Here is a 17,556-nt window from a genome sequence, read left to right as displayed (position 1 = left end):
CGGTCGAGGCCGACCGGTCCCTCGGTTCGCCGACCGCCGTGCCGCCGGCGGGTCAGCCCGCCTTCACCGCCGCGGCGATCCCGGCCGCGATCCGGGCCACGTCGGCGTCGTCGGTGACGTACGGCGGCATGGTGTAGACCAGGTCGCGGAACGGGCGCAGCCAGACCCCCTGCGCCGCCGCCGCGGCCGTCGCCGCCGCGAGGTCCACCTCGTGGTCCAACTGCACCACCCCGATGGCCCCCAGCACCCGCACGTCGCGCACCCCGGCGGCGCCGCGCAGCGGCTCCAGACCGGCCCGCAGCCCGGCGCCCACCCTGGACACCTGCCCGGCCCAGTCACCGGCCCGCAGCAGCCCCAGGGAGGCGTTGGCGACCGCGCAGGCGAGCGGGTTGCCCATGAAGGTCGGCCCGTGCGCCAGCACCCCGCCCGCCGAGATGCCCCGGGCCACCTCCGGGGTGCAGAGCGCGGCGGCCAGGGTCAGGTAGCCGCCGGTGAGCGCCTTGCCGACGCAGAGCACGTCCGGAACCACCCCGGCGTGCTCGGCGGCGAACATGGTCCCGGTGCGGCCGAAGCCGGTGGCGATCTCGTCGAAGATCAGCAGCACCCCGTGGGCCCGGGTCACCTCGCGCAGCACCCGCAGGTAGCCGGGGTGGTGGAAGCGCATCCCACCCGCGCCCTGCACCACCGGCTCCACGATCACCGCGGCCAGCTCGTGGGCGTGCCGCTGCACCGCGTCGGTCAGCGCCGCCGCGTACGCCGGGTCGGGCCCGTCGTCGAAGCCACCCGGCGGGGCGGGGGCGAAGACCTGCCGGGGCAACACGTCGCCCCACAGGTGGTGCATGCCCCCCTCCGGGTCGCAGACGCTCATCGGGTGGAACGTGTCGCCGTGGTAACCACCCCGCCAGGTGCCCAGCCGCCGCCGCTCCGGCCGGCCGGTGGCCCGCTGGTACTGCAGGCACATCTTCACGGCCACCTCGACGGAGACCGAGCCGGAGTCGGCCAGGAAGACGTGCTCCAGGCCGTCGGGGGTCAGCTCCACCAGCGTGCGCGCCAGCCGGACGGCCGGCTCGTGGGTGAGCCCGCCGAACATCACGTGGCTCATCCGGCCGAGCTGGTCGGTGACGGCCGCGTCGAGCACCGGGTGCCGGTAGCCGTGGATCGCCGCCCACCAGGACGACATCCCGTCGACCAGCTCCCGGCCGTCGGCCAGCCGCAGCCGTACGCCCTCGGCGCTGTGCACCACGTACGGCGCGACGGCCGGTGGCAGCGCCGCGTACGGGTGCCAGACGTGGGCCCGGTCGGCGGCCAGGATCTCCTCGGGCGTCACGCGCTCTCCTCCGTACCCTCGTCGGTCGCCGCCCCGGCCACCGGCCGCCTCACCCCGCCGGCGTCGGCGCGGCGGCCGCGACCCGGGCGGCGGCCCGGACCAGGCCCGGGCCGCGGTAGATGAAGCCGGTGTAGAGCTGCACCAGGCTGGCCCCGGCGTCGAACATCCGGGCGGCGTCGTCCGGGTCGAGGATGCCGCCGACCCCGATCACCGGCAGCCGGCCGCCGGTCTCGGCGTGCACGAAGGCGACCACCTCCCGGGCCCGCCCGCGCAGCGGCCGGCCGGAGAGGCCGCCGGTCTCACCGCCGCGTGCCCGGTCGGCCGGGGCGAGGCCGTCGCGGGCCAGCGTGGTGTTGGTGGCGATCACACCGGCCGCGCCCCGGGCCAGGCAGACCTCCAGCAGCTCGGCGATGGCCGGCTCGGTGAGGTCCGGGGCGATCTTCACCAGCACCGGCTTCTCCCCCACCAGCGCCGCCAGCAGGGCGTCCAGGTGGCTCTTGTCCTGCAGGCTGCGCAGGCCGGGGGTGTTCGGCGAGGAGACGTTGACCGCGAAGTAGTCGCCGTGCTCGCGCAGCGCCCGGTACGAGGCGAGGTAGTCCTCGACCGCCTCGTCCAGCGGGGTCACCTTGGACTTGCCCAGCGAGATGCCCAGCGGCACCCCGAGCGGGCGGGGCAGCGCCGCCAGCCGGGCCGCCAGCGCCTCGGCGCCGGCGTTGTTGAAGCCCATCCGGTTGATCACGGCGTCGCTGTCGCGCAGCCGGAACAGCCGGGGTCGGGGGTTGCCCGGCTGGGCGTGCGCGGTGACCGTGCCGACCTCGACGAAGCCGAAGCCGAGCGCCGGCCAGGCGGGCAGCGCGACCCCGTTCTTGTCCATCCCCGCCGCGAGCCCGACCGGGTTGGGGAACTCCACCCCGAACACCGTCCGCGGCGCGCGCACCAGGTACCGCGCCCGCAGCGCCGCGAGCGCCCCGGGCCGCCGGGAGAGCACGGCCAGCCGCCGCAGCGTCCACTCGTGCGCCGCCTCGGCGTCCCCACCCCCGATGCGGAACAGCTGCGGCCGCACCACCTTCTCGAAGATCACCGCGCGCTCCCCCGCGCGCCTGCCGCGTCGATCACGACGTTCGCGTCCGGAGACGGGCCCGGGGCGGACCGCAACGTCTCGATCGACGCGGCGGAGGAGGCAGCGGGCCGGGCGGGCGCGCCGGTCACTGGGCGGCCCGCAGGGCCGCGTGGAGCTCCTGGAGGGGGCGCACCCGCATGTCGCCGCGGATGCGGGCCTCGATGCCCATGACCGCCGCCGCCGCGCCGGGGACGGTGGTGATGCAGGGGATGTCGGCGGTCACGGCGGCGCTGCGGATCTCGTAGCCGTCCGAACGGGCGCTCGCGCCGGAGCCCTGCGGGGTGTTCACCACCAGGGCCACGTCGCCGCCGAGGATCAGCGACACCGCGTCCTCGCCCTCGCCCGACTCGTAGTGCTTGCGGATCTGCTCGCAGGCGATGCCGTGCCGGCGCAGCACCTCCGCCGTGCCGGTGGTGGCGACGATCTCGAAGCCCAGGTCGGCCAGGCGCTTGATCGGAAAGATCATGCCCCGCTTGTCCCGGTTGGCGACCGAGACGAAGATCTTGCCGCCGGTGGGCAGCGAGCCGTACGCGGCCGACTGCGACTTGGCGAAGGCGTGCCCGAAGTTGGTGTCGATGCCCATCACCTCACCGGTGGACTTCATCTCCGGGCCGAGCAGCGAGTCGATGCCCTTGCCGGACGGGGTGCGGAACCGCTTGAACGGCAGCACCGCCTCCTTCACCGCGATCGGGGCGTCGGCGGGCATGCTGCCGCCGTCCCCGGTGGCCGGGAGCATGCCCTCGGCGCGCAGCTCGGCGATGGTGGCGCCGAGCGCGATCCGGGCCGCCGCCTTGGCCAGCGGCACCGCCGTGGCCTTGGAGACGAACGGGACGGTACGGGAGGCACGCGGGTTGGCCTCCAGCACGTAGAGCATGTCGTCCTTGAGGGCGTACTGGACGTTGAGCAGGCCCTTGACGCCCACCCCCCGGGCGATCGCCTCGGTGTAGCGGCGCACCTGGGTCAGGTGCGAGCCGGCCAGGGTGATCGGCGGCAGCGCGCAGGACGAGTCGCCGGAGTGGATGCCGGCCTCCTCGATGTGCTCCATCACGCCGCCGAGGTAGACCTCGCCGTCGGCGTCGCAGAGCGCGTCCACGTCGATCTCGATGGCGTCGTCGAGGAACCGGTCCACCAGCACCGGGTGGTCCGGGGAGATGTCGGTGGCCCGCCCGATGTAGTCGCGCAGGGTGGCGTCGTCGTAGACGATCTCCATGCCCCGCCCGCCGAGCACGTACGACGGCCGGACCAGCACCGGGTACCCGATCTCGTCGGCGATCGCCTTCGCCTCGTCGTACGAGGTGGCCATGCCGTGCGCCGGGGCGCGCAGCCCGGCGCGGGCGAGCACCGCACCGAAGGCGCCCCGCTCCTCGGCCAGGTGGATCGACTCCGGCGAGGTGCCGACCACCGGCACCCCGGCGTCCTTGAGCCGCTGCGCCAGCCCCAGCGGGGTCTGCCCGCCGAGTTGGACGATCACCCCGACCACGCCGGGCCCGCCGGCCGCCTTGCCGGAGGAGTCCTCGGCGTGCCAGACCTCCAGCACGTCCTCGAAGGTCAGCGGCTCGAAGTAGAGCCGGTCGGCGGTGTCGTAGTCGGTGGAGACGGTCTCCGGGTTGCAGTTGACCATGACCGTCTCGAAACCGGCCTCGGCGGCTCCGCCGACGGGCGCGCTGCGCAGCGCCTGGACGGCGTGCACGCAGGAGTAGTCGAACTCGATGCCCTGGCCGATCCGGTTCGGCCCGGAGCCCAGGATGAGCACCTTCGGCCGGGCCGACGGGACGACCTCGGTCTCCTGGTCGTAGGTGGAGTAGTGGTACGGCGTGGTCGCCTCGAACTCGGCGGCGCAGGTGTCCACCGTCTTGTAGACCGGCCGGACGCCGAGCCGGTGCCGCAGGGTGCGCACCCCGTCCTCGGCGGCCAGCTCGGGGCGGAGCGCGGCGAGCTGCCGGTCGGACAGGCCGGCCCGCTTGGCCCGGCGCAGCAGGTCGGCGTCGAGCACCGGGGCGTCCACGATCTCGGCGCGCAGTTCGACGAGCGCGGCGATCTGGTCCAGGAACCACGGGTCCATCCCGCCGGAGGCGGCGGCCACCTCGGCGATGGAGGCGCCCAGGCGCAGCGCCCGCTCGACGGTGTACAGCCGGCCGTCGTGCGGCATCCGCAGCGCGGCGAGGGTGTTCTCCCTGGTGGCGCCCTGCGGATCTGGAGTGGTCCAGAAACCCGATGATTGGGTTTCCATCGAGCGCATCGCCTTGTTGAGCGCCTCGGTGAAGTTGCGCCCGAGGCTCATCGCCTCGCCGACCGACTTCATCGTGGTGGTCAGCTCCGGGTCGGCGCCGGGGAACTTCTCGAACGCGAACCGGGGGATCTTCACCACCACGTAGTCCAGGGTCGGCTCGAACGCCGCCGGGGTCTTCAGGGTGATGTCGTTGGGGATCTCGTCCAGGGTGTAGCCGATGGCCAGCTTGGCGGCGATCTTGGCGATCGGGAAGCCGGTCGCCTTGGAGGCCAGCGCCGAGGAGCGGGACACCCGGGGGTTCATCTCGATCACGACGATCCGGCCGTCGGCCGGGTTGACCGCGAACTGGATGTTGCAGCCGCCGGTGTCCACCCCGACCTCGCGCAGCACCGCGATGCCCAGGTCGCGCAGGCGCTGGTACTCCCGGTCGGTGAGCGTCATCGCCGGGGCGACGGTCACGCTGTCGCCGGTGTGCACGCCCATCGGGTCGACGTTCTCGATCGAGCAGACCACCACCACGTTGTCGTGGCGGTCGCGCATCAGTTCGAGCTCGTACTCCTTCCAGCCGAGCACGCTCTCCTCGATGAGCACCTCGTGCACCGGGCTGGCGGCCAGGCCGGCGCCGGCGATGCGCGCCAGGTCCTCGTCGGTGTGCGCCATGCCGGAGCCCAGGCCGCCCATGGTGAACGACGGGCGGATGACCACCGGCAGGCCCAGCTCGGCCACGGTCGCCTCGACCTCGGCCATGGAGTGGCAGACCCGCGAGCGCGGCACCAGCGTGGCGGGGTCGTCGATGCCGAGCCGGGCGCCGGCCTTGGCGACGATGTCCTTGAACAGCTGCCGGTCCTCGCCGCGGTGGATCGCCTCGATGTTCGCGCCGATCAACTCCACGCCGTACTTGTCGAGCACGCCCGCCTCGTGCAGGGCGACCGCGGTGTTCAGCGCGGTCTGCCCGCCGAGGGTCGGCAGCAGCGCGTCGGGGCGCTCCTTGGCGATGACCAGCTCGACGAACTCCGGGGTGATCGGCTCGACGTACGTGGCGTCGGCGAACTCCGGGTCGGTCATGATCGTCGCCGGGTTGGAGTTCACCAGGCTGACCCGGATCCCCTCGGCGCGCAGCACCCGGCACGCCTGGGTGCCGGAGTAGTCGAACTCGCAGGCCTGCCCGATGACGATCGGCCCGGAGCCGATGACCAGGATGTGCTTGAGATCGGTGCGCTTAGGCATTCTTTCCGCCTTCGATGAGCTCGGCGAAGCGGTCGAAGAGGTAGTCCGCGTCGTGCGGGCCGGCCGCCGCCTCCGGGTGGTACTGGACGGTGAAGGCGGGCACGTCCTTGGCCCGCAGCCCCTCGACCACGTTGTCATTGAGGCAGACGTGTGACACCTGGACGCCGCCGAACTCGGTCTCGATCACCTGGTCGGGGACGACCGCCCCGGCCCGCGCGCCCGGCACCTGGACGGCGAAGCCGTGGTTGTGGCTGGTCACCTCGACCTTGCCGGTGGCCCGGTCGAGCACCGGCTGGTTGATGCCGCGGTGGCCGTAGCCCAGCTTGTAGGTGCCGAAGCCGAGCGCCCGGCCGAGGATCTGGCTGCCGAAGCAGATGCCGAACAGCGGGATCCGCCGGCCGAGCACCTCACGGGCCAGCGCCACCGGGCCGTCGGCGGTGGCCGGGTCACCCGGGCCGGGCGAGAAGAAGACCGCGTCCGCGCCGGTGGCGAGCAGGTCGTCGATGGTCGAGCCGGCGGGCAGCACGTGGGTGGTGACCCCGCGCGCGGCGAGCCGGCGCGGGACGTTGCGCTTGATGCCCAGGTCCAGCGCGGCGACGGTGAACCGGTGCTCACCCTCCGCCTCGACCACGTACGGCTTGGCGGTGGTCACCTCGGCCGAGAGGTCCGCGCCCACCATCTGCGGGGACTGGCGGACCCGGGCCAGCAGGGCGCGCGGGTCGTCGTCGACGCTGGAGATGCCGACCCGCATCGCGCCGCGCTCACGCAGGTGCCGGGTCAGCGCCCGGGTGTCAACCCCGCTGATGCCGACCACGCCCTCGGCGGCGAGCCGGTCCTCCAGACCGCCGGTGGCGCGCCAGTTGGAGCCGATGCGGGCCGGGTCGCGCACCACGTAGCCGGCGACCCAGATCCGGCCGGACTCGTCGTCCTCGCCGTTGACGCCGGTGTTGCCGATGTGCGGCGCGGTCTGCACCACCACCTGCCGGTGGTAGGAGGGGTCGGTCAGGGTCTCCTGGTAGCCGGTCATGCCGGTGTTGAAGACCGCCTCGCCGAAGGTCTCCCCGACGCTGCCGTACGCCTCGCCGGGGAACGTGCGCCCGTCCTCGAGCACGAGGATCGCAGGCCTGCGCTTCACCATGCCGTCCCTCCTTCGATCCGGACTGCGGGACTCCGCTCCGCTACATTCCTCGCTCGGATCACTTGACAGCCTTTCCGTCCAGGACCGTCGGCTCGCCGCGCAGGAAGGTCGCCACGATGCGACCCGGCAGCGTCATGCGGGCGTACGGGGTGTTGCGACTGCGGCTGGCCAGCTCCGCCGGTTCGATGGTGCGGCGGGCGGCCGGGTCGACCAGGGTGAGGTTGGCCGGCACGCCGGGTGCCGGGTCCACGCCGTGGCCCTCCAGCCCGGCGATCCGGGCCGGGGCGCGGGACATCCGCTCGGCGATCAGGTCCCACTCGGGGCCGAGCACGTCGAGGGCGATGGAGAGCGCCGTCTCCAGGCCGAGCATGCCCGGCCGGGCGTACGCCCACTCGCACTCCTTGTCCTCCACCGCGTGCGGCGCGTGGTCGGTGGCGACGATGTCGATGACGCCCTCGGCCAGCGCGGCGCGCAGCGCGGCGATGTCGGTGTCGGTGCGCAGCGGGGGGTTGACCTTGTAGACCGGGTCGTACGTCTCGGCCTTGGCGTCGGTGAGCAGCAGGTGGTGCGGGGTGACCTCGGCGGTGACCCGGACCCCGCGCGCCTTGGCCTGGCGCAGCACCTCGACGCTGCCGGCGGTGGAGACGTGGCAGACGTGCAGCCGGCTGCCGACGTGCTCGGCCAGCAGCACGTCCCGGGCGATGATCGCCTCCTCGGCGACCGCCGGCCAGCCGGTCAGCCCGAGCCGGGTGGAGACCTCACCCTCGTGCATCTGCGCGCCCTCGGTGAGCCGGGGCTCCTCGGCGTGCTGGGCGATGATCCCGTCGAACGCCTTGACGTACTCCAGCGCCCGGCGCATCAGCTTCGGGTCGGCGACGCAGTGCCCGTCGTCGGAGAAGATCCGCACCCGGGCCGCGGAGTCGGCCATCGCGCCCAGCTCGGCCAGCCGCTCGCCGGCCAGGCCGACGGTGACCGCGCCGATCGGCTGCACGTCGACCAGCCCGGCCTCCCGGCCGAGGCGCCAGACCTGCTCGACCACGCCGGCGGTGTCGGCGACCGGGGAGGTGTTCGCCATCGCGCAGACGGCGGTGTAGCCGCCGAGCGCCGCCGCCCGGGAGCCGGACTCGACGGTCTCGGCGTCCTCCCGGCCGGGCTCGCGCAGGTGGGTGTGCAGGTCGACCAGGCCGGGCAGGGCGACCAGCCCGGTGCCGTCGATCACGGCGGCGTCCGGCGCGGTGAGCCCGGCGCCGGTGGCGGCGACGACGCCGTCGCGGATCAGCAGGTCGGTCGGCGCGGCGCCGACGACGCTCACGTTCCTGATCAGGTACGGGGTCACAGGTTGTTCCCTCCGAGCAGCAGGTAGAGGACGGCCATCCGCACGGAGACCCCGTTGGCGACCTGTTCGACGATGGTGGAGCGGGGTGAGTCGGCCACCTCGGGCGTGATCTCCATGCCCCGGTTCATCGGGCCGGGGTGCATGACGATGGCGTGCTCGGGCAGCCGGCGCATGCGCGGGCCGTCCAGCCCGAAGCGGCGCGAGTACTCGCGGGCGGAGGGGAAGTAGGAGTCGTTCATCCGCTCCCGCTGCACCCGCAGCATCATCACCACGTCCACGTTCGGGAGAACGGCGTCGAGGTCGTAGGAGACGTCGGTGCCGGGGGCGAGCGCGGCCGAGATGTCCACCGGGATGAGGGTGGGCGGGCCGACCAGGGTGACCTTCGCGCCGAGGGTGGACAGCAGCAGCACGTTGGAGCGGGCCACCCGGGAGTGCAGCACGTCGCCGACGATCGCCACGTGCAGGCCGGCCAGCCGGCCCAGCCGGGAGCGCATGGTGTACGCGTCGAGCAGCGCCTGGGTGGGGTGCTCGTGGGTGCCGTCGCCGGCGTTGACCACCGAGCCGTCCACCCAGTTCGCCAGCCGGTGCGGGGCCCCGGAGGCGGGGTGCCGGACGACCACCGCGTCGGCCCCCATCGCCTGGAGGGTGAGCGCGGTGTCCTTCAGGCTCTCGCCCTTGGCCACGCTGGAGCCCTTGGCCGAGAAGTTGATCACGTCGGCGGAGAGCCGCTTGGCGGCGGCCTCGAAGGAGATCCGGGTCCGGGTGGAGTCCTCGTAGAAGAGGTTGACCACGGTCCGGCCGCGCAACGCGGGCAGCTTCTTGACCTCCCGGCCGGCGACGGTGGCCATCTCGGCGGCGGTGTCGAGGATCTGGGTGGCGGTGGTCAGGTCCGGGTCGGCCCCGGAGAGCAGGTGGCGGATCATGCGGGCCCCCCGTACAGCTTGACCTCGTCCGTGCCGTCGGTCTCGGCGAGGGTGACCTTCACGCTCTCGGCCAGCGAGGTGGGGATGTTCTTGCCGACGTAGTCGGCGCGGATCGGCAACTGGCGGTGGCCCCGGTCGACCAGGACGGCGAGCTGCACCGAGGCGGGGCGGCCCACGTCGTTGAGGGCGTCGAGGGCGGCGCGCACGGTCCGCCCGGAGAAGAGCACGTCGTCGACGAGGACGACCCGCTTGCCGTCGATGCCGCCCGGCGGCAGCTGGGTGGGGCCGATCGCGCGGGTGGCGTGCCGGCGCAGATCGTCGCGGTAGAGGGTGATGTCGAGCACCCCGACCGGGACGTCGACGTCCTCGAAGGTGCTGATCCGGGCGGCGAGCCGCTTCGCCAGCGGGGCACCCCGGGTCGGTATGCCGAGCAGCACGGTGTCGGCGGCGCCCTGGGTCTTCTCCAGGATCTGGTGGGCGATCCGGTCGACGACGCGCTGGACGTCGGCGCTGGCGAGGATCACCTTCACCGAGGGTTGTCGCTGCGGCGACAGTGGGGCAGCCGGTGGGCAGGCCACGGCGGACCTCCTTCCCCGCCTCACGGGACGGGTCGTTAAAGGACGTCTGGCACCACCGGGGCGGATCGCGGGCGAGCCGCGCCGGGGCTTCACGCCACGTTACCAGCGGTCACCGGACCGGCCGCCGGCACCCACTGATCCCCGGATCAGGGCGACCAAATACGGACAACTCCGTCCGGGCTCGCCAACGGTCAGGTCACGAGCACTTGACCACGTGTCGCAATCCCCGTACCGTCACGCTCCGTAGCGATCGCTGGGAGAACCCCAAAGCACAGCACTGGGAGTGTCCGAATGCCCTCTGAATACGCCAAGTCGCTGGGCGCCCGCCTGCGCTCCATCCGTCAGCAGCAGGGCCTGTCCCTGCAGGGGGTGGAGGAGAAGTCGAACGGGCGGTGGAAGGCCGTGGTGGTCGGCTCGTACGAGCGCGGCGACCGGGCCGTCACCGTGTCCCGCCTGGCGGAGCTGGCCGACTTCTACCGCGTTCCCGTCTCGGAGCTGCTGCCCGACGGCAGCGGGGTACGCCACGAGCCCACCAGCAAGATCGTGCTGGACCTGGAGCGGCTCTACGACGAGGCGTCCGAGGACCTCGCCTACGTCGCCCGGTACGCCCGCGCCATCCAGCAGCAGCGTGGTGACTACAACGGCCGGGTGCTCTCCATCCGCGCCGACGACCTGCGCGCCCTGGCGATCGTCTACGACGCCTCGCCGTCCGGCCTGATCGAGCGGCTCACCGAGCACGGTGTGCTGGTCGCCGACCCGCGGGCGTTCTTCGCGTCCTGAGCTGTGCACCGAGAAGGGCCCGTGCCGGTCGGCACGGGCCCTTCTCGTCGTCGGTGCCGCCACGCCGTCCTCGACGTGCCGGGCCGGCCGGGGCTGCCCGGCGCCGCCGGTCAGCGGGTGGTGTACTCGGCGATCCGGCCCAGCACGCCGTTGAGGAAGCGCGGCGAGTCGTCGGTCGACATCTGCCGGGCCAGCTCGACCGCCTCGCTGATCGCCACCGCGTCGTCGATCTCGTCGACGTAGAGCAGCTCGTAGACGGCGATCCGGGCGAGGTTGCGGTCGACCACCGGCATCCGGTCCAGCGTCCAGCCCTCGGCGTAGCTGGCGATCACCTCGTCGATCCGGTCGAGGTGCGCGGCCACCCCCTCGACCAGGCTGACCGCGTACCCCAGGTGCTCCGGCCGTGGCTTCTCGATCCGCTCGACGTAGCCGGCGAGCACCTCGACCGGGGGCCGGTCCCGCAGGTCGGCCTCGAAGAGCACGTCCAGCGCCCGCTTACGCGCCTTGCGGCGCGACGGCATCTGCTGCTTGGGACCCTCGGCCATCAGGCTCGGCCGAGGTAACGGCCGTCGCGGGTGTCGACCTTGATCTTCTCGCCGGTGGTGATGAAGAGCGGCACCTGCACGGTCGCGCCGGTCTCCACGGTGGCCGGCTTGTTGCCGCCGGTCGAGCGGTCGCCCTGCAGGCCCGGCTCGGTGTAGGTGACCTCCAGCACGACGGAGGTGGGCAGCTCGATGTAGAGCGGCACGCCCTCGTGCGTGGCGACGGTCGCCTCGGCCTCGGGGAGGAGGTAGTTCGCCGCCTCGCCGACGGTGCCGCCGGGAACGGTGATCTGGTCGAACGTCTCCAGGTCCATGAAGACGTAGTCCTCGCCGTCGGCGTAGAGGTACTGCATGGTGCGCTTGTCGACGGTGGCGGTCTCGACCTTGGTGCCCGCGTTGAAGGTCTTGTCGACCACCTTGCCGGACAGCACGTTCTTCAGCGTGGTACGCACGAAGGCGCCACCCTTACCGGGCTTGACGTGCTGGAACTCGACGACGGACCAGAGCTCCCCGTCGAGGTTGAGCACCAGGCCGTTCTTCAGGTCGTTGGTGGAGGCCATTTCCTGCCTTGATCATCAAGTGGCGGACAGACCCAGGAAGTCTACTCGCTGCGTCCAATCGGCGACCCCCACGTGTCGGAGGCGGACCACCGTCCCACGTTCCGGTCACCCCGAACGGGCGACGAGCGTCACAGCCGGTGACGTGGCACCCGGGCGCGGGTCACCCGGAGCGGGTCGCCAGGTGCCGCAGGGCCAGCCGGTAGCCGTCCACGCCGAGGCCGCAGATCACCCCGGTCGCCACGGCCGAGACCACCGAGTGGTGCCGGAACTCCTCCCGGGCGTGGATGTTGGAGATGTGCACCTCGACCAGGGGGCCGCGCAGCAGGGCGCAGGCGTCGCGCACCGCGATCGAGTAGTGCGACCAGGCGGCCGGGTTGAGCACCACCGCGGCGCCCTCGTCGGCGGCCTCGTGCAGCCAGCCGATCAGCTCGTGCTCGGCGTCGGTCTGCCGCACCGTCACGTCCAGCCCCAGTTCCCGGCCGGTGTCCACGCAGAGGGTCACCAGATCGGCGTAGCTGGTCACGCCGTACACGTCGACCTGGCGGGTGCCCAGCCGGCCCAGGTTGGGCCCGTTGAGCACGTACACCCGCGGCGCGCTCACCGGCTGATCTCCCGGTACGCGGCGTGCAGCAGCTCGTCGTCCGGGCCCTCCAGCATCGCCGGCCGGGCCAGGCCGTCGAGCACCACGAAGCGCAGCCGGCTGCCCCGGGTCTTCTTGTCCACCCGCATCGCGGCCAGCAGCTGCGGCCAGGCGTCGGCCCGGTAGCTGGTGGGCAGGCCGAGCGCGGCCAGCACGGTACGGTGCCGCTCGGCGGTGGCCGCGTCGAGCCGCCCCGCCAGCCGGGCCAGGGCGCCGGCGTATACGGTGCCGACCGCGACGGCGTGCCCGTGCCGCCAGCGGTAGTCCTCCACCTTCTCGATCGCGTGCGCCAGGGTGTGCCCGTAGTTGAGCACCTCCCGTACCCCGGACTCGCGCAGGTCCCCGGAGACCACGTCGGCCTTGACCCGGATCGCCCGCTCGATCAGCTCGCGCACCACCGGCCCGCGCGGGTCGGTGGCGGCGGACGGGTCGGCCTCCACCAGGTCGAGGATGACCGGGTCGGCGATGAAGCCGCACTTGACCACCTCGGCCAGCCCGGCGGCCAGGTCGGCCGGGGGCAGACTGTCCAACGTCGACAGGTCGCAGATCACGCCGGCCGGCGGGTGGAACGCGCCGACCAGGTTCTTGCCGGCGGCGGTGTTCACGCCGGTCTTGCCGCCCACCGCGGCGTCGACCATACCGAGCAGGGAGGTCGCCACCGGCACCCAGCGCACCCCGCGCAGCCAGCAGGCCGCCACGTAGCCGGCCAGGTCGGTGACCGCGCCGCCGCCGATCCCGACGACGGCATCGGTACGGGTGAAGCCCGCCGCGCCGAGCCGGTCCCAGCACTCGGCGGCCACCTCGATCCGCTTGCCCGCCTCGGCGTCGGGCACCTCGATCGGCAGCGGGGCCACGCCGAGCGCGCGGAGCCGTTCGGCCAATCTGTCGGCCAGGTCCTTGAGCGGCGGCGCGAACAGCACCGCCACCCGCTCGGCGCCGGGCAGCAGCCGCGGCGGCGGATCCAGCAGATCGCGTCCCACCAGCACGTCGTACGGTCGCTCGCCGCCGACCGGGATCCGGGTCACCTCGTCCATCGCCCGGGAGCCTAGTCCAGCGCGGACGCCGGAACGGCCGGTTGTCCACCTGGTGGCGCGTCGGCGCGCCCGGGCCCGTGACGCCGACGACGATCCGGACGTTTGGCCCTGCGGGGCGCGGGCAGGGCGAACGGGACAGCTCACCGACAGCTCACCGGCAGCGGAGGTACCCGATGACCACCACGACCATCGACGGCGCCGACATCCGGCTGCCCGCGACCATCCTCGGCGTCGGTCTCGGCGGCTTCGTCGACGGCATCGTCCTGCACCAGGTGCTCCAGTGGCACCACCTGCTCAGCAGCACCGGCAGCGACAACATCGGGGTGCGGGAGTACCCGGTGGACACCGTCGCCGGGTTGCAGATGAACACCCTGTGGGACGGGCTGTTCCACGTGGTCACCTGGGTCGCGGTGCTCACCGGCCTGGCCCTGCTGTACGCCCGGGTCACCCGCTCGCGGGGCCGGCTGTGGCGCTCCGGAGCCCTGTGGGGCTGGGCGCTGATCGGCTGGGGGCTGTTCAACCTGGTCGAGGGGATCGTCGACCACCACCTGCTCGGCATCCACCACGTCCGCACCGGCCCGCACCAGACCGCCTGGGACGTCGGTTTCCTGCTGCTCGGCGTGGCGCTGATCGCGCTGGGCTGGGCGGTGCAGCGCCGGGCCGGCACGGTCGACACCTGCGCCGACCGGCGATGACCGGCCACCATGCGAGCGGCGTCGGGCCGCTGCTGCTCGTACCGGCGCTGCTGTTCTGGGTCTACCTGGCCGCCGCGCTGCGGGAGCGGGACCGCGGCGGGTGGAGCCACTGGCGTACCGCGAGCTTCGGCGCGGGCGCGGCGCTGCTCGCGGTGGCCGTGGTGGTCCCCGGCCACGACCTGGTCGGGCACATGTGGCGGCACCTGCTGATCGGCATGCTGGCCCCGCTCGGGCTGGTGCTCGGCGCGCCCGGCACCCTCGTGCTGCGCGTGGTGAGTCGGCGGCGAGGGCGGGCGCTGGTCCGGCTGCTGCGGCGCCCGGCCCTCGGCGTGCTCGCCCACCCGGTCACCGGGCTGCTGCTCACCGCCGGTGGGCTGTACCTGCTGCACCTGACCCCGTTGTACCGGACCACCCTGGCCAGCCCGGCGCTGCACACGCTGGTGCTGGCGCACTTCCTGCTCAGCGGGTACCTCTTCACCTGGGCGATCGCCGGTCCGGACCCGGGGCCGCACCGGCCCGGGGTGCCGCTCCGCCTCGTCGTGCTGGGGCTGTCGGTGGCCGCCCACGCCACCCTGGCCCAACTGATGTACGCCGGCCTGGTCGACGCCGCCGCGCCGGCGGCGCAGGTGCGGGCGGCGGCCACCCTGATGTACTACGTCGGCGACCTCGCCGAGATCCTGCTCGCCCTGGCCCTGCTGGTGACCTGGCGCCCGAGCCCCGCCAGACCCACCCGCCCACACCCCGCCCCGGCCTGACCGCCCACACGCCCTCCCCGCCCGCCGCAGTCCCTCCCCACACGCCCTCCCCCGCACGCCGCAGTCCCTCCCCGCACGCACTTTCACGGAAAGAGTGGCTATCCGGCCGCCGACAGCCACTCTTTCCGTGAAAGTGCGCGGATCTTGGGGTGGGTGGGTGGGGCGGGTGGGCGGGGTCAGGTGGGGGGGCGGGTGGCCCAGGTGGCGAGGCGGGTGGCGTGGGCGTGGACGGCGTCGCGCAGCGCGGCCGGATGGTGGACGGTGAACGGCCAGCCCAGCCCGGCGAGCAGCTGCGCCATCCCGTCGAGCCGCTCGGCCCGGGCGCGCAGCAGTACGCCGCCGGGGGCCTCGGTCAGCTCCGCCACGCTGGGCGGCACCCGTCGTCGGGCGGTGGCCAGGTCGGTCTCCAGCAGCACCTCGACGGTGTGGGCGTACGGGACGGCGGCCAGTGAGCGGGTCACCTGGGCCACCGGGTCGAAGTCCGCCGGCGGGGTGAAGGTCTGCGTCCCGGTGGTGACGCCGCCGATCCGGTCCAGCCGGAACACGCGCACCTCGTCGCGGAGGTGGTCGTGGCCGGTGACGTACCAACGGCCGGCGTGGAACACCAGCCCGTACGGGTCGAGCTGCCGGCGGGACGCGCCGCCGGAGTGGGACCGGTAGTCGAGGGTGACCCGCTGGCGTCGCCGGGTGGCCGCGCCGAGGGCGAGCAGCGTGCCGCTGGCCGGCCGGGTCGACGGGTCGGTCTCGCGCAGGGTGAAGCCGAGGTGTTCCCGTACGGCGGCGAGGCGTTCCGCGAGCGGGGCGGGCAGCACCCGGCGGACCTTGGCGAGCGCGGTGGCGGTGGCCGGCTCCTCGGTGCCCAGCCCGAGCCGGTCCGCGGCGAGCAGGCCGAGCAGCACCGCGACCGCCTCGTCGTCGGTGAGCATCAGCGGCGGCAGCTTGTAGCCGGGGCGCAACCGGTAGCCGCCGTACCGGCCGCGCTCGGCGGTGACCGGGATGCCGAGGTCGGCGAGGGTGGTGGCGTAGCGGCGCACGGTGCGCTCGTCGACGCCCAGGCGCGCGGCGAGTTCGGCCCCGGTGAGCCGGTGGTGGCTCTGGAGCAGTTCGAGCATGCCGAGCACCCGGCCGGCGGGATGTGACACGGGTCACCCTTCTATACCGGGCGGAAGCTGTCCGGTATTGATCCTACGGTGTTGGTGTACGACGAGACGAGGGAGATCGAGATGGCGACGTTCGTGCTGGTGCCGGGGTTCTGGCTGGGCGGCTGGGCGTGGCGGGAGGTGACCGGTGAGCTGCGCCGACGTGGTCACGAGGTGTACCCGCTGACCCTGACCGGGGTGGCCGAGCGGGCCCACCTGGCCGGGCCGCAGGTCGGCCTGGAGACGCACACCACCGACATCACCGCGCTGATCGAGACGGAGGAGCTGCGCGACGTGGTGCTGGTCGGGCACTCCGGCGGCGGCATGCCGGTCATCCAGGCGGCGGACCGGATCCCGGACCGGATCGCCACCGTGGTCTACGTCGACAGCGGCCCGCTGCCCGACGGGACGTCGCAGTTCGACACCAACCCGCCCGAGGAGCAGCAGCGGCTGCGGGAGCTGATCGGCGACGGCCACCTGCTGCCGCCGCCGGCCTGGGATCCCGCCGAGGACCCGGAGAACCTGGCCGGCCTGGACGACACGGCGCTGGCGCTGCTGCGCCGGCGCGCCACCGGGCAGCCGCTGCGGGCGGCCACCGACCCGGTCCGGCGCACCGGCGGGCGGCCGGTGCCGACCGCGCTGGTCGCCTGCACGTTTCCGGTGGAGGTGGCCCGGGCGATGATCGCCGAGGGGCACCCGTTCTTCGCCGGGCTCGCCGACGCCGCGCTGCACGGGCTGCCCACCGGCCACTGGCCGATGCTGAGCGAGCCGAAGGCGCTCGCCGACGTGCTGGACACCATCGCGCGCGGCTGACGGACCGCACGGGCGTCGCCGGTCCATCCGGGCCGGCGACGCCCACGATCGCCGGCAGTCACCGCCGGGCCGCCGACCGAGCGGTGGCGGTGGCCGGGCCGGCTACCGACAGGTGCCGGTCGGTCGGAGGCGTCAGGGCTTGAGCAGGCCGACGATCTCGGTGGCGATCTCCTCCGGGGCACGCCCGTCGGTGACCACGGTCGCGGTCGCGACCTCGGCGTAGAGCGGACGGCGCTGGTCCATCAGGTGCTTGAGGGTGGCTCGCGGGTTGACCGCGAGCAGCGGACGGCCGGTGCTGAGCCCGACCCGCTTCACCGCGTCCGGCAGCTCCACCGACAGGTACACCACGGTGTGCCCGACCAGCGCGGCCCGGTTCTCCTCGGCGAGGACCGCGCCGCCGCCGAGGGCCAGCACGCCGCCGTGCGAGGCCAGCGCCGCCGCCACCGCCGCCCGTTCGAGGGTACGGAAGTGCGCCTCCCCCTCGTCGATGAAGATCTCCGGGATCGGCTTGCCGGCCAGCGCCTCGATGTCGGCGTCGGTGTCGCGGAAGTCCACCCCGAGCCGAGCCGCCAACTCCTCGCCGACGGTGGTCTTGCCGGAGCCCGGCGCACCGACCAGCACACAGACCGGCTTCGTCATCGCGTCACGCCCCGCCGCGCCGCGCCCACCGGGGCCACGCCGTCGCTCGCGACTGCGCGGCTCCGCCGCGCCGCAGTTCC

At 73.6% G+C, this 17,556-nt stretch carries 17 protein-coding genes; 4 read left to right on the top strand and 13 right to left on the bottom strand.

The window, feature by feature from the left end; all coding sequences use genetic code 11:
* Positions 1-52: 52 nt before the first annotated feature.
* The 7 genes from GA0070614_RS26410 to pyrR all read right to left on the bottom strand — a co-directional run bounded on the left by GA0070614_RS26410 (position 53) and on the right by pyrR (position 9,879).
* Positions 53-1,327, bottom strand: coding sequence for an adenosylmethionine--8-amino-7-oxononanoate transaminase (locus GA0070614_RS26410; protein WP_088978485.1), 1,275 nt, complete (start codon positions 1,325-1,327; stop codon positions 53-55).
* Between the two features lie 49 nt (positions 1,328-1,376).
* Positions 1,377-2,408 carry a quinone-dependent dihydroorotate dehydrogenase gene (locus GA0070614_RS26405; protein ID WP_088978484.1) on the bottom strand — a complete coding sequence of 344 codons (1,032 nt, stop codon included), beginning with the start codon at positions 2,406-2,408 and terminating at the stop codon, positions 1,377-1,379.
* 124 nt (positions 2,409-2,532) lie between these two features.
* On the bottom strand, positions 2,533-5,904 hold the full coding sequence (gene carB / locus GA0070614_RS26400; RefSeq protein WP_088978483.1) for a carbamoyl-phosphate synthase large subunit: 3,372 nt from the start codon (positions 5,902-5,904) through the stop codon (positions 2,533-2,535).
* Positions 5,897-7,039, bottom strand: a complete 1,143-nt coding sequence (gene carA, locus GA0070614_RS26395) for a glutamine-hydrolyzing carbamoyl-phosphate synthase small subunit (RefSeq protein ID WP_172892631.1) — start codon at positions 7,037-7,039, stop codon at positions 5,897-5,899. The genes carB and carA overlap by 8 nt, the downstream gene beginning before the upstream one ends.
* A 61-nt stretch (positions 7,040-7,100) precedes the next feature.
* A complete protein-coding gene (locus tag GA0070614_RS26390; protein WP_088978481.1) occupies positions 7,101-8,378 on the bottom strand; it encodes a dihydroorotase in 1,278 nt (425 codons plus the stop codon).
* Positions 8,375-9,301 carry an aspartate carbamoyltransferase catalytic subunit gene (locus GA0070614_RS26385; protein ID WP_088978480.1) on the bottom strand — a complete coding sequence of 309 codons (927 nt, stop codon included), beginning with the start codon at positions 9,299-9,301 and terminating at the stop codon, positions 8,375-8,377. Before GA0070614_RS26385 ends, GA0070614_RS26390 begins: the two co-directional genes overlap by 4 nt.
* Positions 9,298-9,879, bottom strand: coding sequence for a bifunctional pyr operon transcriptional regulator/uracil phosphoribosyltransferase PyrR (pyrR, locus tag GA0070614_RS26380; RefSeq protein WP_088978479.1), 582 nt, complete (start codon positions 9,877-9,879; stop codon positions 9,298-9,300). Before pyrR ends, GA0070614_RS26385 begins: the two co-directional genes overlap by 4 nt.
* 291 nt (positions 9,880-10,170) lie before the next feature.
* Here pyrR and bldD point away from each other — a divergent pair, with 291 nt between their 5' ends.
* Complete coding sequence (gene bldD / locus GA0070614_RS26375) at positions 10,171-10,659, top strand: transcriptional regulator BldD (RefSeq protein ID WP_013285505.1); 489 nt, start codon at positions 10,171-10,173, stop codon at positions 10,657-10,659.
* Positions 10,660-10,769: 110 nt separating this feature from the next.
* Here the strand turns inward: bldD and nusB are convergent, their stop codons facing one another.
* From nusB to aroB, 4 genes are all read right to left on the bottom strand, one after another.
* Positions 10,770-11,180 carry a transcription antitermination factor NusB gene (nusB, locus tag GA0070614_RS26370; protein ID WP_170839547.1) on the bottom strand — a complete coding sequence of 137 codons (411 nt, stop codon included), beginning with the start codon at positions 11,178-11,180 and terminating at the stop codon, positions 10,770-10,772.
* Positions 11,181-11,203: 23 nt separating this feature from the next.
* On the bottom strand, positions 11,204-11,761 hold the full coding sequence (gene efp, locus GA0070614_RS26365; RefSeq protein WP_088970950.1) for an elongation factor P: 558 nt from the start codon (positions 11,759-11,761) through the stop codon (positions 11,204-11,206).
* 160 nt (positions 11,762-11,921) lie between these two features.
* Positions 11,922-12,362, bottom strand: a complete 441-nt coding sequence (gene aroQ, locus GA0070614_RS26360; RefSeq protein ID WP_088978477.1) for a type II 3-dehydroquinate dehydratase — start codon at positions 12,360-12,362, stop codon at positions 11,922-11,924.
* Positions 12,359-13,435: a 3-dehydroquinate synthase gene (gene aroB / locus GA0070614_RS26355; protein WP_088978476.1), complete on the bottom strand. Its 1,077-nt coding sequence runs from the start codon at positions 13,433-13,435 to the stop codon at positions 12,359-12,361. The genes aroQ and aroB overlap by 4 nt, the downstream gene beginning before the upstream one ends.
* Before the next feature lie 173 nt (positions 13,436-13,608).
* On the opposite strand from aroB, the gene GA0070614_RS26350 reads away from it, so the two are divergent.
* Together GA0070614_RS26350 and GA0070614_RS26345 are read left to right on the top strand one after the other, a co-directional pair.
* Positions 13,609-14,130, top strand: coding sequence for a DUF2243 domain-containing protein (locus GA0070614_RS26350; RefSeq protein ID WP_088978475.1), 522 nt, complete (start codon positions 13,609-13,611; stop codon positions 14,128-14,130).
* Positions 14,127-14,885 carry a cytochrome c oxidase assembly protein gene (locus GA0070614_RS26345; RefSeq protein WP_088978474.1) on the top strand — a complete coding sequence of 253 codons (759 nt, stop codon included), beginning with the start codon at positions 14,127-14,129 and terminating at the stop codon, positions 14,883-14,885. The genes GA0070614_RS26350 and GA0070614_RS26345 overlap by 4 nt, the downstream gene beginning before the upstream one ends.
* Before the next feature lie 176 nt (positions 14,886-15,061).
* Here GA0070614_RS26345 and GA0070614_RS26340 read toward each other — a convergent pair whose 3' ends face one another.
* Positions 15,062-16,027, bottom strand: coding sequence for a helix-turn-helix transcriptional regulator (locus tag GA0070614_RS26340; protein WP_088978473.1), 966 nt, complete (start codon positions 16,025-16,027; stop codon positions 15,062-15,064).
* Between the two features lie 81 nt (positions 16,028-16,108).
* Here GA0070614_RS26340 and GA0070614_RS26335 point away from each other — a divergent pair, with 81 nt between their 5' ends.
* Positions 16,109-16,837 (top strand): alpha/beta fold hydrolase, encoded by a 729-nt coding sequence (locus GA0070614_RS26335; protein ID WP_088979686.1) that lies wholly within the window; start codon positions 16,109-16,111, stop codon positions 16,835-16,837.
* A gap of 132 nt (positions 16,838-16,969) precedes the next feature.
* Here the strand turns inward: GA0070614_RS26335 and GA0070614_RS26330 are convergent, their stop codons facing one another.
* The gene (locus GA0070614_RS26330) at positions 16,970-17,476 is read right to left on the bottom strand and encodes a shikimate kinase (protein ID WP_088978472.1); all 507 of its coding nucleotides are present in this window, start codon (positions 17,474-17,476) and stop codon (positions 16,970-16,972) included.
* Between the last annotated feature and the right edge of the window lie 80 nt (positions 17,477-17,556).

It is taken from the genome of Micromonospora coxensis, from assembly GCF_900090295.1.
In the GTDB taxonomy this organism is placed as follows: Bacteria; Actinomycetota; Actinomycetes; order Mycobacteriales; family Micromonosporaceae; genus Micromonospora; species Micromonospora coxensis.
Note: the sequence above shows the minus strand (reverse complement) of the source record. Positions and strands in the feature narration are given on the sequence as shown.

Bases quoted from the DNA above. Each gene is read 5' to 3' on its own strand.
- carB (WP_088978483.1), bottom strand. From the start codon at position 5,904: ATGCCTAAGCGCACCGATCTCAAGCACATCCTGGTCATCGGCTCCGGG.
- GA0070614_RS26385 (WP_088978480.1), bottom strand. From the start codon at position 9,301: ATGATCCGCCACCTGCTCTCCGGGGCCGACCCGGACCTGACCACCGCC.
- bldD (WP_013285505.1), top strand. From the start codon at position 10,171: ATGCCCTCTGAATACGCCAAGTCGCTGGGCGCCCGCCTGCGCTCCATC.
- nusB (WP_170839547.1), bottom strand. From the start codon at position 11,180: ATGCCGTCGCGCCGCAAGGCGCGTAAGCGGGCGCTGGACGTGCTCTTC.
- efp (WP_088970950.1), bottom strand. From the start codon at position 11,761: ATGGCCTCCACCAACGACCTGAAGAACGGCCTGGTGCTCAACCTCGAC.
- aroB (WP_088978476.1), bottom strand. From the start codon at position 13,435: ATGGACGAGGTGACCCGGATCCCGGTCGGCGGCGAGCGACCGTACGAC.
- GA0070614_RS26350 (WP_088978475.1), top strand. From the start codon at position 13,609: ATGACCACCACGACCATCGACGGCGCCGACATCCGGCTGCCCGCGACC.
- GA0070614_RS26345 (WP_088978474.1), top strand. From the start codon at position 14,127: ATGACCGGCCACCATGCGAGCGGCGTCGGGCCGCTGCTGCTCGTACCG.
- GA0070614_RS26335 (WP_088979686.1), top strand. From the start codon at position 16,109: ATGGCGACGTTCGTGCTGGTGCCGGGGTTCTGGCTGGGCGGCTGGGCG.
- GA0070614_RS26330 (WP_088978472.1), bottom strand. From the start codon at position 17,476: ATGACGAAGCCGGTCTGTGTGCTGGTCGGTGCGCCGGGCTCCGGCAAG.